The following is a 12,914-nucleotide window of genomic DNA, read 5'->3' as shown; positions in this document are numbered from 1 at the left end:
CAGGGACGGAGCCGCTCACCGATTCTCGACACCCCCACCAAAGTTTTCCCCAAGCCGCCGTCGATCATGGGATTGTGGCGGATGATTGGTGGCAATTGTGAAGTTTGCGTGGTGCCCGAACTCCATGATCGACGGGTGTGGTGACGCGAGCGCGGCATCCGGGTGGAGTGGGGGCCAGGGACTGGAACCCAGGCGGTTCGTGTGGCTCGCAGACGATTGGATCGAGGCGCCGGGGGTGGCATACCAACGCGTGGCGTGACTGTCCGGGCGCATAGCGTCAGTATGCAGCAGATATGCTGAGAGTATGACTCGGCGCATCACCATCAGCCTGCCCGACGACGTGGCCGCGTACGTCGAGCGGACCCAGGGCAACACGTCCGGTTTTATCGCCGGAATCCTCCGCCGCAAGATGCGTGCCGACAGTCTCCGGGCGAGGTGGGCGCAGCTCGGTTACGTGGTGACGGACGAGGACGTGGAGCGCACACGGGCTCGGCTGGCGGCCCTCCCACCGATCAGTGACGAGCAGCAGGCTCGCAACCTCGAGTGGCTTCGTCAGTTCGACGACGAGGGGACCAGTGCCGCGTGAACGGCCTGGTTCTCGACACGTCTGCGTTGCTTGCCTACGCCTCGGGGACCAGCGTCGAGCCTGGCGCCATGCTGACTCTCGCCGAGGAGGACCCCGAGCAGCAGGTGTGGATTCCCGCTCTCTGTCTGGGGCAGGCGCAGCTCGAATTGGCGGGCACCGCAGCCGCCACCATGCTTGACCTGTTGTTCACCGAGGACCGTGACATCCAGGTAGCGGTCTACGACGCTGCCACAAGTCGCCGAGCTGCCCGCATCGCCGCCCGTTTCCACGTGTCGCTGGATGTCGCGCACGCCGTCGCCACCGCCGTGCTCTACCGCTGCTACATGGTCACCCGAGACCCGAAGACCGTATCGCCGGCGATGCCCCCTGGACTGGAGATCCTCGACATCAGCGAGACCTGGGACTGACGCGGTGGCGTGTTGCTCGACGTCGATGCGCTAGCCGCCGCTGTCAATGACGCGCGGCAAGCTCGACGTGCCGAAGGAGCGTTTTCATCTCCCACCCGCAAGCGAGCCGGGACAGCGATGGCAGTGAACTGCAAGATTCTGTCGCAGTTGGGTGAAGTTCACGGTCCGCATTACCACCTCCAGGACAAGTACAGGGAGTTGTACCTCAGGTGGTTCTGCGTCTCACCCCTGGCCGACCTGGCGGCATACCCACGGGTACTGCCGTACGAGCCGGGAGCGCGGCTCAAGCGGCCTCGCCAAGGGGCGCTGACCTGCGGAAGAGTGGGCCGCCAGGGACTCGAACCCTGAACCTATGGATTAAAAGTCCACAGCTCTGCCATTGAGCTAGCGGCCCGCGCGCCCAGGCTACCGGACGACGCGTGTTGATCGCTCGTCGCTTTCCACGGGGTGTCGATGGACGTCCGGCAGGGGCGGCCGGCATGCTCGGCCGGCAAACCGGGAACCGTGGGCAGCATGAGACTGACCAGGACCCCGGCTGTGGCCGCGTCCAGCGAGGTGGTCGACGCCGACGGCGTACGCCAGCCGGGCGGCGAGGTGCACGCCTGGCTGCCGGGGCAGAACCAGACTCTCTGCGGGCTGCCGTTGAGCCGTACCCGGTTGCGTCGTTTTCCGCACGTGTCCTTCGACTACTCGGCGATCGACCAGCTCACCGCAGCCGACCCGGTCGGGCGGGTCTGTCCGCGCTGCCTGGCCGCCGCCGGCGGTCGTGGCGGCCGCCACCGCCAGAGCTGGGAGCGCCAGAACCCGCGTCCCTGAGCGCTGCCCCGCGACCCGGAACCCTGCGGACCGCGGGCACCGGCCGGAGCGCCGTCGGGCAGCGGCCGGAGCGGCGTCGGGCACGGTTGGAGTGGGGTATAGCGGGTACGGGGCCGGCATGCGGATCGTGGTGGTGGGGGCCAGCGGGAACGTCGGAACCGCCCTGTTGCGCCGGTTGCGTCGGGAGTCGGGGCTGGAGTTGGTCGGGGTGGCGCGTCGCCTGCCCGAACCGTCGGCGGGAGCGCCGTACGACGCGGTCGAGTGGCACTCCTGCGACATCGCCGAACCGGGTGCCGTCGACCAGCTCGTCGGGATCTTCGCCGGCGCCGACGCGGTGGTGCACCTGGCGTGGCAGATCCAGCCCAGCCACGACCAGCGGCGACTGCACAAGACCAATGTCGGCGGCAGCCGTACAGTGGTCGACGCGCTGCTCCGGGCGAAGGTGCCGGCCCTGGTTTACGCCTCGTCGGTCGGCACGTACGCGCCCGGCCCGAAGGACCACCCGGTCAGCGAGCGTTGGCCGGCCACCGGGGTGCCCGGTTCGTCGTACGGGCAGGACAAGGCGCAGGTGGAGGCGTTGCTCGACCAGGTCGAGCGGGAGCACCCGGAGCTGCGGATCGTCCGGCTCCGGCCGGGGCTGGTCTTCCAGCGGGACGCGGCCACCGAGATCACCCGGTACTTCCTCGGGCCGTTCGTGCCGGTCCGGCTGCTCCGGTACGGCCGGCTGCCGCTGGTGCCCACCCACCGTCGGCTGCGCATGCAGGCGGTGCACGCCGACGACGTCGCGGACGCGTACGCCCGAGCGGTTCTCTCCGACGCGCGCGGCGCGTTCAACGTGGCGGCCGACCCGGTGCTCACCCCGGAGCTGGTGGCCCGGCACTTCCACGGCTGGACAGTGCCGGTGGCCGCCCCGGTGCTCCAGATGGCGGCGGCGCTGACCTGGCGGGCCCGATTGCAACCGGTCGACCCGGGTTGGGTGCGGCTCGCCCTGGACGTCCCGCTGATGTCCAGCGAGCGAGCCGAGGCGGAGCTGGGGTGGCGGCCGGCGCGGGACGCGGTGACCGCGCTGCGGGAACTCTTCGCCGGGATGGCTGCTGGCGGACACACCGACAGTCCGCCGATGTCCCGCCGCAACGATCTCGCTGGTCGCCCCGGTGGGCTGCTGGTGGGCCGCCCGGCCGGACAGGGCAACCCGTACTGACCGGCGCCTTGGGTGGTAGCAGGGGACCCCTGCACGACAGAAACAGGTAACAGGGGTCCCCTGCTACCACCTCGGCCACGAGCAACCGACTGGTGATCGGCGGGCTGGGGCGGCAAGCAGACCGGCCGGGGACGCCGCTCAGGTGTGGGAGAGGGCGAAGGCGGTGAGGAAACCGGCGACGGTGACCAGCCCGACCAGCAGGTGCGCGTCCTCGAACGCCTCGGGGACCATGGTGTCGGTGATCATCGCGAGGATCGCTCCGGCGGCGAGCGCGGTGGTCGCCGCCAGTACGGCGGGCGGCGCACCGCCGAGCAGCGTGTAACCGGCCACTGCGGCGATCCCGCTGACCAGCGCGATCGCGGTCCAGAGCAGGAAGACGTAGCGCCGGGGACGACCGGCGCGGCGCATGCCGGCCGCGCTGGAGAGCCCTTCGGGGACGTTGCTGAGGAAGACCGCGACCACCGTGACGAGGCTGACCGGCCCGCCGCTGAGCAGGCTCGCCCCGATCACCACCGACTCGGGTATGCCGTCCAACAGCGCGCCGACCGCTATCGCGGACCCGGAACCGGGCCGCTCCCGCTCGGTGGGCTGCCGTTGGCCGGAGCGTTTCCGGTGCCGGGCACCCCGCCGGGCCAGCGCCAGGTTGGCCAGCGTGTACGCGACCGCGCCGGCGGCCGCGCCCAGCGCGGTGGGCACGATGCCGCCCTGCTCGTGGGCGTCCTCGATCAGGTCGAAGGAGACCGCCGAGAGGAGCACCCCGGCCCCGAACGCCATGATCGACGCGATCACCCGCTGCGGGACGGGCAGGTACCAGCCGGCCAGCGCGCCCAGCAGCAGCGCCGATCCGGCCAGGAGTCCCCAGCCACCTGCCTGCGACCATTCCGGCACCCGTGCCACCTGCCCCGTCGGCCAGGCGGCGAAACCCGGATCAGAAACCTTCGGCCAGGCGACGAAACCCGGATCAGAACCGGGCGTGCAGGTACGGCAGTTCGCGCGGGAAGAGGCGGCGTAGCTCCAGCATCGCGTCGACCGGCATGTCGCCGAGCCCGCGTACCACCACCTCGGCCGGGTCGAGTGCCCCGTACACCAGGGCGGAGAGCCCGGCAGCGGTGAGCGTGGCGGTGGGCGGGTCGACCGCGCCGACCGACGCGCCGGACCGGATCTCCAACTGCCCGGTCGTCCCGTCCAGCAGGTACGTCCCGGCCAGCCACCGGTCGCCGGTCAGTTCGACCCGGCAGCACCCGACGTCGGCGGGCAGCCCGGCCAGCGCCTCCATCGAGAGCACCCGGGCCATCGGAAGGCACTCGTCCGGCCGGGTCACCCGGGTCTCGCAGACCACCCCCAGGTCGGTGGCCCAGAGTTCGGGCAGGTCGTCCGGGGCGACCACCACGCTGACCCGGTCCACCTGGTCGACGTGCCGGGCGAGGAACTGCAACAGCAGCGCGCGGCCGAGTGGGCTGGCGGTGACCAGGTCGTCGCCGTGCAGGGTGCCGCCGTACCCGTCGATCCGGTACGTGAGCAGGCCCTCGGTGACCCCGTCGACCCGCGCGGTCACCAGCCAGCGGTTGTCGTCCTCGCGTACCCGGACCTGGCGGTACTCGGGGAGCATGGCGAAGCCGTGCCGCTCGCGCAGGCGGCGTTCGAGGAAGGCCGAGTACTCGTCGTACCCGGTGCCGGTCCGCTGCCAGACCAGCTCGCCGGGCAGGTCCGCCCGCAGCAGCGCGGCCAGGTCGCCCGGCGGGAAGGTGGCGGTACGCGGCGCGGGGAGGCCGGTGTAGCCGAACCGCTCGTAGAAGGAGGGCCGGAACGGGTAGAGCGCGGAGAGCAGGTGCCCCTCGTCGCGCATCTCGTCGAGCAGTCGGTGCATCAGGTCCCGTACGTGCCCCTGGCGACGGGCGAGCGGGTGGCTGGCGATCCCGGCGACGCCGACCATCGGCAGCACCGCGCCGCGCAGGTTCTGCCGCATCGGGATACCGGAGACGCAGGCCAGGGTGGTGCCGTCGGCCTCGGCGACGAGGGTCCGGTTGCCCTCCTGGTGCGGCAGCCAGTCCCGCATCGACTCGGCGTCCCCCGCTGGGCGGGGCGTCTCGTCGAAGGAATACGCCTGGATCGGAAAACTGGTGGTCAGGCGTTCCTCGGGGTCGAGGCGACGGATGCTCATCCGTCCATCCCAACCCCGCTGCCGGAGCCCCGCAACCTGGATTCGCCCCGTCGGGCGGGAGCGGGGCTGACCGGCCGAGCTTGCTTGGTCGTGCTAATTTTTGCTCATGCGAGCAAAGAGCGGTGCCGCTCGATCGGTGACCGAGCAGGCCAGGCGGACGCAGATCATCGCCGCGACCATCGAGACCATCGCCGAACTGGGCTACCGCCGTGCCTCCTTCGCCGAGATCGCCCGGCGGGCCGGGCTGAGCAGCACAGGGATGATCTCGTACCACTTCGCCGGCAAGGCCGAGTTGATGACCGAGGTGCTCACCGAGATCCACGGTGGCGTCGGGGCGTACCTGACCGAGCGGGTGGCCGCCCAGCCCGACCCGCCCCGGATGCTCCGCGCCTACATCGAGGGCATGGTCGAGTACCTCGACCGCAACCGGGCCCCGATGCGCGCCCTGCTGGAGATCTTCCTCAACGCGGCGGGCGACGCCACCGCCCCGACTCCCGAGAGCGGTGGCGCCCCCAGTACTCCCGACTCCGGCCAGGCGGCCGACGGGCAAGGGGCCGCCGCGCAGGGGGCCGACGGACAGGCGGCTGATGGTTACGCGGCCGATGGGCAGGGGGCCGACGGGCGGGCCATCGGCTTCCTGGAGCGGATCCTGACCGAGGGGCAGCGGCGGGGCGACTTCCGCGACTTCGACGTCCGGGTGATGGCGATGGCCGTCCAACGCTCGGTCGACATGCTCCCCTTCGCGCTGGTCACCGACCCGGGGCTGGACCTGGCCCGCTGCGCCCGTGAACTGACCGTCCTGTTCGACCTCGGCACGCGGCGGGAGCCGTGACGATGGCCGGCGCGGCGGAACACCCGCCGCCGGTGGACCGTCCGCCGCCGGTCGATGGCCCGGCCCTGGACCGTCCGGCGTCGGTCGAGGGCCCGGCGTTGGCGGAGCACCCGCCGTCGGTGGACCGCCCGGCCTCGATGGACCGTCGGGCGTCAGTGGGGCGTTCCTGGGCGTCGGCGGCGCTGCGTGGCATCTCCTGGCGGTCGCTGCGCCGGGCGCTCGTCGGCCTGCTCGGCCCGTTGCTCCTGTACTACCTGCTCCGCCGGTTCGGCGTGGCACCTGCCCCGGCGGTCGTGCTGAGCAACACCCCGGCGGCGCTCTGGACCGCGTACGGCCTGGTCACCGGTCGGTCCGTGGACAAGTTCGCGGTCGCGGGGCTGGCCACCACCGCGCTCGGTGCGGCCCTGACCCTGGCCGCCGCCGATCCGCGGCTCGTCTTCGCCCGCAGCGGCCTGGTCACCGGCGGGGTCGGGATCTGGTTCCTGACCACCGCGCGTGGCCCGCGCCCGGCCGCGCTTCGTCTCACCCGGCCGCTGCTCGCCCGGTTCGTCCCCTGGGCCGACTGGGACGACCTGTGGACGCGGGAGCCGGCGTTCCGCCGGATCTGGCGGGTGACCACCGTGCTCGTCGGGACGGTCCAGATCCTCGACGCGACGCTCCGCGCGACGTTGGCCTGGACCGTGCCGCTCGACGTGCTTCCCGCCGTCACCACCGCGACGAACCTGACCCTCTCGCCCGTCCTGTTGGCCCTGGTCAACGCCTACCACGTACGCGCCGGCCTCTACCGGATGCTGGGCGTGGGCGGTCCGTTCAGACCTCGGTGACGTCGGAGACCACGACCGTGACGTTGTCCGGCGCGCCGGCCTGGTGGGCCAGCTTCACCAACTGCTCGGTGCACTGCTGCCGGTCCCCGTAGGTGAAGATGGTGGTCGCGATGGTGGCGTCGTCGACGTAGTCGGAGAGCCCGTCGCTGCACAGCAGCAGCCGGTCGTTGGGCAGGACCGTGTACCGGGCGACCGTCGGCGGCGCGTCGACCCCCTGCACCGCCCGGGTGACCAGGGCGCGTTGCGGGTGCTGGCGGGCGGCGGCGGGGGTGAGCGCCCCCTGGTCCACGAGGGCCTGGACGAAGGTGTCGTCCTTGGTGAGCTGGTGCAGCGACCCCTCCCGTAGCAGGTAGCACCGGGAGTCCCCGACCTGGGCGACGACCAGGATGTCCTCGGCGAGCAGCGCGGCGGTCAGCGTGGTGCCCATGCCCTCCCGCGCCGGATCGGCGTCGATGGCGGCCCGGATGCGCTGGTTGGCGGTCTGCACGACGGCGCGGAGCGCGTTCTCCCCCTCGTCCGGCGTCTCCGGCGGTATCAGCTCGTCCAGGATCCGGATGACGATCTCACTCGCCACCTCACCGGCCGGCAGTCCGCCCATCCCGTCCGCCACCGCGACCAACCGTTCCCCGGCGAGGGCGGAGTCCTCGTTGTTGGTCCGGACCAGGCCGACATCGTTCAGGATGGCCGAGCGGAGGATCAGCGTCATGGGGGAAGTGTGCCAAGAAGACCGCCTCCGCGTCTCCACCCACCGCCGCTGATCGGCGTGGATCGGTGTGCGGCGACTGTTTCCGGTCAGTCGCGCGGGTAGCGGAGCAGGAGGCTGGCGGTGACCTCCTCGTCGCCGACCGCGACGTAACAGTGCGGGACGTCCGAGGTCCAGCGCAGGTGACCACCGGCGGCGGCGGTCAGCGGCGCGTCGACCGGGCCGGCGCGGAGCACGCCCGCGAAGACGGTGACGTGTTCGGTGACCCCGGGTCGGTGCGCGGGGGACACCTGGCCCGGCCCCGGGGCGACCCGCATCCGGTACAGCTCGTAGGTCGCCCCGGCCTCGGTGAAGACCTCGAGCAGGGTGGCCCGCACCGCGGCGCCGCGCACGGACGGCGCGCTCGCCGGCCCGGCCAGCACCGCACCCAGCGGTACGCCGAGCTGCGCGGTCACCGCGTAGAGCGTCTCCAGGGTCGGGTTGCGGGTGCCGTTCTCCAGCCCGGAGAGGGTGGCCTTGCCGACCCCTGCCAGCCGGGCCAGGGCGGAGAGCGAGATGCCCCGCTCCTCCCGTAGCAGTCGCACCCGGCGGCCGATGGCGACGGCGCCCTCCTCGGGGGGATCGGATCCGGCGGGCTGCCGGTGGGGGCCCGGTGGGCTGGCGGCTGGCGGCATGCCGCTATGGTGCATCAAACTTCCGTTCCGTATACGGAACGCCCGGGGAGGGGGACGGAATGACCGGCGTACTGCAACCCGTGCTGGCGGGCGTGGTGACCGCCCTGGTCGGCTTCGCCAGCTCGTTCACCGTGGTCCTGGCCGGGCTGCGGGCGGTCGGTGCCACCGAGACGCAGGCGGCGTCGGGACTGCTCGCGGTCTGCGTCGCCTCCGGGGCCAGCGCGGTCTGGCTCGGGTTGCGGCACCGGCTGCCGATGAGCGTCGCCTGGTCCACGCCGGGCGCGGCGCTGCTGGTGGCGACCGGGCCGGTGGCCGGCGGGTGGCCGGCTGCGGTCGGCGCGTTCGTGCTCTCCGGCCTGCTGGTCGTGGCGGCCGGTCTCTTCCCGCCGCTGAGTCGCGCGGTCGCGGCGATCCCGAAGCCGATCGCGGGCGCGATGCTGGCCGGTGTCCTGCTGCCGCTCTGCACCGCACCGGTCCGGGCGTTGGTCGAGGTGCCCGCGTTGGCCGGACCGGTGGTGCTGGTCTGGCTGCTGCTGCACCGGTACGCCCGCCGCTGGGCGATACCGGGAGCGCTCGCCGTCGCGGTGGTGGCGATCGCGCTGACCACGCCGTCCGGCCGGCTCGGGAGCGCCGGGCTCTGGCCGGTGTTCGACCCCACGCCGCCGGCCTGGAGCCTGCCGGCGCTGGTCGGAGTGGCGCTGCCGTTGTTCCTGGTCACCATGGCCGCGCAGAACGTACCGGGCATGGCGGTGCTCACCGGGTACGGCTACCGGCCGCCGTTCGGGTCCGCGTTGCGGGCCACCGGACTGGCCAGTGTGGCCGCGGCCCCCGTCGGTGGGCACGCGGTCAACCTGGCGGCGATCACCGCCGCGCTTGCCGCCGGCCCGGACGCCCACCCGGACCCGGACCGCCGCTGGATCGCCTCGGTGACCGCAGGCCTCGGGCTGGCCCTGCTCGGCCTCGGCGCGGGGGTGGCCACCACGCTGGTGCTGCTCTCGCCCCCAGTGCTGATCGAGGCGGTAGCCGGCCTGGCGCTGGTGGGCGCGCTCGCCACCGCCTTGACCACGGCCGTCGCCGAGCCGGACGCCCGGGAGCCGGCGGTGGTCACCTTCGTGGTCACCGCTGCCGGGGTGACCCTGCTCGGGATCGGTGGCGCCTTCTGGGGGCTGCTGGCCGGCGGGGCGATGCTGCTTCTCTTCCGCCGCAAGTCCCTCCTCCCGCCGCAACAGCGGCGGGAGGAGGGTGCCGGTGTCCCGGCAGCGCGTACCTGACGCCGCCGGGCGGCCTACTCCTCGGGCGCGAGGTCGGCGGTGGGGACGGAGAGGCGTACCTCCCGGTCGGCGACGGTGTCGATCTGCTCGGCGAGCGCGTAGACCGCCCGGCCGGAGTCGGTGATCTTCAGGTAGCCGCTGCGCAGCAACCGGGCCGCCAGGTCGGCCGGCACGTCCGGTTCCTCGACCGTCACGGACTCGATCAGTTCGTCCAGGCTGCTGCCCGGGTCAGCGGTCGGCGCCTGCACCGTCACCGCGTTCGGGTCACCGCGTTGCACGAGGTCGACCGTGCCGACCTCGGCGCCGGCCGCGTCGACGACCCGCATGCCGGTGGTGACCCGTCCGATGACCGTCTGCGCCTCGGTGTCCTGTCGCGTCATCCTGGCGCGGTTCCCAGCCGGCCCGGCCGCTAAACGCCCTGGCGCCGGCCCTGGCCGGCCCGGCCGACAGACGCCCCGGCCGGCCCGGCAGCGCTGAACGCCGAGCGGGCGTGGGGAGTGCAGGGGGCGCGTCCGACGGCACCGAGGCGGGCTAGACGCCGGGCGGGCGCGGGGAGAGTTCACGCCAGGTGTCGGTGCCGTCGAGCAGGGCGCGGACCGTCTCCTCCGCCTCCTCGGCGCTGTCGTACTCGTAGAACCGGGAGACGCCCTCGGCGCCGCCGGCACGCTGCTCGACGTGCCACCGGTCGGCGTCCACCCGGAGGAAGACGTCCCGCCGGGCCAGCCGCCCCCACTTGCCGTTCCACCAGTGCTTTCGCTGCTCCATGGCGGCACGATATCGAACACGCGTACGAAAGATTCCGGCCCCTGCGGGAATCCCACAGGGGCCGGTGTCCGTCGGTGGGTCAGCGTGGGGCCGGCGGCTCCGGCCGACGGCCGAGCACGTCGTCCAGCGCGCCCCGTTGCTGCCCGGGGGTGGTGTGCCCGGCGGCGAGCAGGGCGTCCCGGATCTCGGTGAGCAGCTTGACCTCCTCGCTCGGCGCCTTCGGTGGCGGCTCCTCGCCCCGCTTGCGCCGCTCGGCCAGCTTGTTCATCGGGTAGACCACCAGGAAGTACAGCGCCGCCGCGGTGAGCAGGAAGGTGATCAGCGCGTTCACGAACGCCACCCAGTCGAAGGGGATCTTCCGGACCAGCGGAATGGAGCCCTCGAGGCCCTCCTCGTTGCCGGTCATCAGCACGATCAGGAGCCGGACGAAGGGCTCCAGGAACGACTTGGTGAGCTGCGTGACCACCCCGGTGAACGCGGCACCGATGACGATGCCGACCGCCAGGTCGACGACGTTGCCCCGCATGATGAAGTCCTTGAAACCTCTGAACATCTACCCACTCCCGCTGTCCGGTGCTCGATTCCGGACAACCTATGCCCCGGCCTGATGCTCCAGGAACGCGCCCGCCTCGTGCGCCGCCCGTACCGGGTCGCCCGCGTGGATCGCCGCCACCAGGCGGCTGTGGTCGACGTACCGCTCGGGCTCGATCGACCCGACCGCGTAGGCGACGGAGGCCCGCATCGCGGCGCCCACCGAGGCGTACAGCTCGGCGAGCATCGGGTTGTGGGCGGCGGCCACCACCACGACGTGCAGCCGGGCGTCGGCCTCGACGAACTCCTCGAACCGGCCGTCGTGCCAGGCCGCCTCCCGTTCCGCCAGCGCCGCGTCGAGCGCCGCCAGGTCTTCCGGGGTACGCCTCAGCGCGGCCAGTCGGGCGGCCTCCACCTCGAACGCGCGGCGCACCTCGACCACCTCCGCCATCCGGTCGTCGGTGAGGCGGCGGGCCACCACCGGGGCCAGTTCGTCGGTCGACACCACGTACGTGCCGGAGCCCTGGCGGCACTCCAGCACCCCGGCGTGCACCAGCGCGCGGACCGCCTCCCGGACGGTGTTCCGCCCCACACCGAGGGCGGCGACGAGCTGCGGCTCGGTCGGTATCCGCCCGCCCAGCGGCCACTCCCCGCCGAGGATCCGGGTCCTGAGCTGCTCGATCGTCTCGCTCACCCGCCGGCCGCGCGGCGGCACCGGCGGGGAATCAACAGCCGGTGTCACTGGTTACAGCTTCGGCCGAAATTCATCCCATGATTGTAGGTTCGAGCTCATGACCCCGCCAACAGCCGCCCTCGCGGGACCCGCCGTGGCCCCCGACGTCCCCCTGGCGACACCCGCCCCCGACCAGCGCCCCGCCCCCGCCCCAGGCTCCGCCGCCGGACCCGCCGGACCCGCCGGACCCGCCGGGAGCGCCGCTGCCGCCGGACGGCCGGGGACCGGCGGGCTGCTGGTCCTCGCCGGGATGCTCCTGGTCGCTTTCAACCTGCGGGCCGCCATCACCAGCCTCGGCGCGCTCCTCGACGAGGTCCGCACCGGTCTGGGGCTCTCCGGCACGCTGGCCGGGTTCGTGACCACCCTGCCCACCATCGCGTTCGCCGTCTTCGGCGCCTGCACCCCCTGGCTGGTCCGGCGGTTCGCCCCTGCCCGCGTGCTGGTGGTGGCGATGGTCGCCCTTGCCCTGGGACAACTGCTGCGGGTGCTCACCGGCTCGGCCCTGGTCTTCCTGCTCACCAGCGCGCTCGCATTGGCCGGGATCGCGGTGGCGAACATCCTGCTGCCGATGCTGGTCAAGCAGCACTTCCCGCACCGTACCGGGATGGTCACCGGGGTCTACACGGTGGCGTTGACCCTGGGCACGTCGGTGGCCGCCGCCGCGGCGGTGCCGGTCGCCCACGCGTTCGGGTCGTGGCGGGTCGGCCTCGGGGTCTGGGCCGGGCTGGCCGCGGTGGCCGTACTGCCGTGGGCGCCGCTGGCGCTGCGGGCCGGGAGCGCCGCACGGCGGGCGGGGCGGACGGCGGACGCGTCAGCCCGGCCACGGATCCGGCCGGGACGCACCCGGCTCGGGTGGGCCATGGCGCTGTACTTCGGGGCACAGTCGCTGAGCGGGTACGTGATCATGGGCTGGCTGGCCCAGCTTTTCCGGGACGCCGGCTACCAGCCGCAGGACGCCGGGCTGCTGCTCGCCGGGGTGACCGCGTTCGGGGTGCCGGTGGCCCTGGTCATGCCCACCATCGCGACCCGGCTGCGGACCCTGCGCCCGCTGATCCTCGTCCTCACCCTGGCGTCGACCCTGTCCTACCTGGGGCTCGCGTTCGCGCCGCACGACCTGGCGCTGCTGTGGGTGATCCTGCTGGCCGTCGGTCAGGGCGCGTTCCCGCTGATCCTGACCACCATCGGCCTGCGGGCCCGTACGGCGGAGGGCACGGTGCAGCTCTCCGCGTTCGCGCAGAGCACCGGATACCTGATCGCCGCGCTCGGCCCGTTGCTCGTCGGCGTCCTCTACGAGGCGACCGGAGGCTGGCAGGCGCCGATCGCCTTCCTGCTCGCCGCCCTCGTCGTGCAGACCGGCGCCGGCCTGGCGATCTCCCGTCCCCGGTACATCGAGGACGAGTGAGCCGGCGG

General features: G+C 72.9%; 16 protein-coding genes and 1 tRNA gene. 8 read left to right on the top strand and 9 right to left on the bottom strand.

From position 1 onward, the window contains the following. Positions 1 to 304: 304 nt before the first annotated feature. A complete protein-coding gene (locus GA0074692_RS23760) occupies positions 305 to 586 on the top strand; it encodes a hypothetical protein (protein WP_091647698.1) in 282 nt (93 codons plus the stop codon). Further along, positions 583 to 993, top strand: coding sequence for a hypothetical protein (locus GA0074692_RS23755; RefSeq protein ID WP_091647696.1), 411 nt, complete (start codon positions 583 to 585; stop codon positions 991 to 993). The genes GA0074692_RS23760 and GA0074692_RS23755 overlap by 4 nt, the downstream gene beginning before the upstream one ends. 322 nt (positions 994 to 1,315) lie before the next feature. Here the strand turns inward: GA0074692_RS23755 and GA0074692_RS23750 are convergent. Beyond that, a tRNA-Lys gene (locus tag GA0074692_RS23750) sits at positions 1,316 to 1,387 on the bottom strand. A 119-nt stretch (positions 1,388 to 1,506) separates the two neighbouring features. On the opposite strand from GA0074692_RS23750, the gene GA0074692_RS23745 reads away from it, so the two are divergent. Then, positions 1,507 to 1,809 carry a hypothetical protein gene (locus GA0074692_RS23745; RefSeq protein WP_091653993.1) on the top strand — a complete coding sequence of 101 codons (303 nt, stop codon included), beginning with the start codon at positions 1,507 to 1,509 and terminating at the stop codon, positions 1,807 to 1,809. A gap of 118 nt (positions 1,810 to 1,927) precedes the next feature. Further along, positions 1,928 to 3,010, top strand: a complete 1,083-nt coding sequence (locus tag GA0074692_RS23740) for an NAD-dependent epimerase/dehydratase family protein (protein WP_091647693.1) — start codon at positions 1,928 to 1,930, stop codon at positions 3,008 to 3,010. A 138-nt stretch (positions 3,011 to 3,148) separates the two neighbouring features. On the opposite strand, the gene GA0074692_RS23735 is transcribed toward GA0074692_RS23740, so the two are convergent. Beyond that, positions 3,149 to 3,898, bottom strand: coding sequence for a ZIP family metal transporter (locus GA0074692_RS23735; RefSeq protein WP_091653992.1), 750 nt, complete (start codon positions 3,896 to 3,898; stop codon positions 3,149 to 3,151). Positions 3,899 to 3,971: 73 nt separating this feature from the next. Continuing rightward, positions 3,972 to 5,171, bottom strand: a complete 1,200-nt coding sequence (locus GA0074692_RS23730; protein ID WP_091647690.1) for a GNAT family N-acetyltransferase — start codon at positions 5,169 to 5,171, stop codon at positions 3,972 to 3,974. A 136-nt stretch (positions 5,172 to 5,307) separates the two neighbouring features. Here GA0074692_RS23730 and GA0074692_RS35435 point away from each other — a divergent pair, with 136 nt between their 5' ends. Together GA0074692_RS35435 and GA0074692_RS23720 are read left to right on the top strand one after the other, a co-directional pair. Beyond that, positions 5,308 to 6,003, top strand: a complete 696-nt coding sequence (locus tag GA0074692_RS35435) for a TetR family transcriptional regulator (RefSeq protein ID WP_218106705.1) — start codon at positions 5,308 to 5,310, stop codon at positions 6,001 to 6,003. A 2-nt stretch (positions 6,004 to 6,005) separates the two neighbouring features. Next, the gene (locus GA0074692_RS23720; protein ID WP_091647685.1) at positions 6,006 to 6,827 is read left to right on the top strand and encodes a VC0807 family protein; all 822 of its coding nucleotides are present in this window, start codon (positions 6,006 to 6,008) and stop codon (positions 6,825 to 6,827) included. Here the strand turns inward: GA0074692_RS23720 and GA0074692_RS23715 are convergent. Together GA0074692_RS23715 and GA0074692_RS23710 are read right to left on the bottom strand one after the other, a co-directional pair. After that, a complete protein-coding gene (locus tag GA0074692_RS23715) occupies positions 6,814 to 7,533 on the bottom strand; it encodes a PP2C family protein-serine/threonine phosphatase (RefSeq protein WP_091647682.1) in 720 nt (239 codons plus the stop codon). The genes GA0074692_RS23720 and GA0074692_RS23715 overlap by 14 nt on opposite strands. An 86-nt stretch (positions 7,534 to 7,619) precedes the next feature. Further along, positions 7,620 to 8,204 (bottom strand): helix-turn-helix domain-containing protein, encoded by a 585-nt coding sequence (locus GA0074692_RS23710; RefSeq protein WP_091647680.1) that lies wholly within the window; start codon positions 8,202 to 8,204, stop codon positions 7,620 to 7,622. 59 nt (positions 8,205 to 8,263) lie between these two features. Between GA0074692_RS23710 and GA0074692_RS23705 the strand changes: the two genes are divergently transcribed. Next, complete coding sequence (locus tag GA0074692_RS23705) at positions 8,264 to 9,475, top strand: benzoate/H(+) symporter BenE family transporter (RefSeq protein ID WP_091647678.1); 1,212 nt, start codon at positions 8,264 to 8,266, stop codon at positions 9,473 to 9,475. Positions 9,476 to 9,489: 14 nt separating this feature from the next. On the opposite strand, the gene GA0074692_RS23700 is transcribed toward GA0074692_RS23705, so the two are convergent. The 4 genes from GA0074692_RS23700 to GA0074692_RS23685 form a co-directional block, all read right to left on the bottom strand. Then, a complete protein-coding gene (locus GA0074692_RS23700) occupies positions 9,490 to 9,855 on the bottom strand; it encodes a hypothetical protein (protein ID WP_091647676.1) in 366 nt (121 codons plus the stop codon). A gap of 151 nt (positions 9,856 to 10,006) precedes the next feature. Continuing rightward, on the bottom strand, positions 10,007 to 10,240 hold the full coding sequence (locus GA0074692_RS23695) for a hypothetical protein (protein ID WP_091647667.1): 234 nt from the start codon (positions 10,238 to 10,240) through the stop codon (positions 10,007 to 10,009). Positions 10,241 to 10,319: 79 nt separating this feature from the next. Beyond that, on the bottom strand, positions 10,320 to 10,793 hold the full coding sequence (mscL, locus tag GA0074692_RS23690) for a large conductance mechanosensitive channel protein MscL (RefSeq protein WP_091647665.1): 474 nt from the start codon (positions 10,791 to 10,793) through the stop codon (positions 10,320 to 10,322). 39 nt (positions 10,794 to 10,832) lie between these two features. Further along, on the bottom strand, positions 10,833 to 11,513 hold the full coding sequence (locus GA0074692_RS23685) for a FadR/GntR family transcriptional regulator (RefSeq protein ID WP_091647663.1): 681 nt from the start codon (positions 11,511 to 11,513) through the stop codon (positions 10,833 to 10,835). 49 nt (positions 11,514 to 11,562) lie between these two features. Between GA0074692_RS23685 and GA0074692_RS23680 the strand changes: the two genes are divergently transcribed. Continuing rightward, positions 11,563 to 12,906, top strand: coding sequence for a CynX/NimT family MFS transporter (locus tag GA0074692_RS23680; protein ID WP_091647661.1), 1,344 nt, complete (start codon positions 11,563 to 11,565; stop codon positions 12,904 to 12,906). Positions 12,907 to 12,914: the final 8 nt, after the last annotated feature.

The sequence above is a fragment of the Micromonospora pallida genome, assembly GCF_900090325.1.
Classification (GTDB): domain Bacteria; phylum Actinomycetota; class Actinomycetes; order Mycobacteriales; family Micromonosporaceae; genus Micromonospora; species Micromonospora pallida.
Note: the sequence above shows the minus strand (reverse complement) of the source record. Positions and strands in the feature narration are given on the sequence as shown.

What these genes read in the sequence shown, in the direction of transcription:
- GA0074692_RS23730 (WP_091647690.1), bottom strand. Translation starts at nt 5,171, where the DNA reads ATGAGCATCCGTCGCCTCGACCCCGAGGAACGCCTGACCACCAGTTTT.
- GA0074692_RS23705 (WP_091647678.1), top strand. Translation starts at nt 8,264, where the DNA reads ATGACCGGCGTACTGCAACCCGTGCTGGCGGGCGTGGTGACCGCCCTG.
- GA0074692_RS23700 (WP_091647676.1), bottom strand. Translation starts at nt 9,855, where the DNA reads ATGACGCGACAGGACACCGAGGCGCAGACGGTCATCGGACGGGTCACC.
- GA0074692_RS23695 (WP_091647667.1), bottom strand. Translation starts at nt 10,240, where the DNA reads ATGGAGCAGCGAAAGCACTGGTGGAACGGCAAGTGGGGGCGGCTGGCC.
- GA0074692_RS23740 (WP_091647693.1), top strand. Translation starts at nt 1,928, where the DNA reads ATGCGGATCGTGGTGGTGGGGGCCAGCGGGAACGTCGGAACCGCCCTG.
- GA0074692_RS23715 (WP_091647682.1), bottom strand. Translation starts at nt 7,533, where the DNA reads ATGACGCTGATCCTCCGCTCGGCCATCCTGAACGATGTCGGCCTGGTC.
- GA0074692_RS23745 (WP_091653993.1), top strand. Translation starts at nt 1,507, where the DNA reads ATGAGACTGACCAGGACCCCGGCTGTGGCCGCGTCCAGCGAGGTGGTC.
- GA0074692_RS23720 (WP_091647685.1), top strand. Translation starts at nt 6,006, where the DNA reads ATGGCCGGCGCGGCGGAACACCCGCCGCCGGTGGACCGTCCGCCGCCG.
- GA0074692_RS23710 (WP_091647680.1), bottom strand. Translation starts at nt 8,204, where the DNA reads ATGCCGCCAGCCGCCAGCCCACCGGGCCCCCACCGGCAGCCCGCCGGA.
- GA0074692_RS23760 (WP_091647698.1), top strand. Translation starts at nt 305, where the DNA reads ATGACTCGGCGCATCACCATCAGCCTGCCCGACGACGTGGCCGCGTAC.
- mscL (WP_091647665.1), bottom strand. Translation starts at nt 10,793, where the DNA reads ATGTTCAGAGGTTTCAAGGACTTCATCATGCGGGGCAACGTCGTCGAC.
- GA0074692_RS23680 (WP_091647661.1), top strand. Translation starts at nt 11,563, where the DNA reads ATGACCCCGCCAACAGCCGCCCTCGCGGGACCCGCCGTGGCCCCCGAC.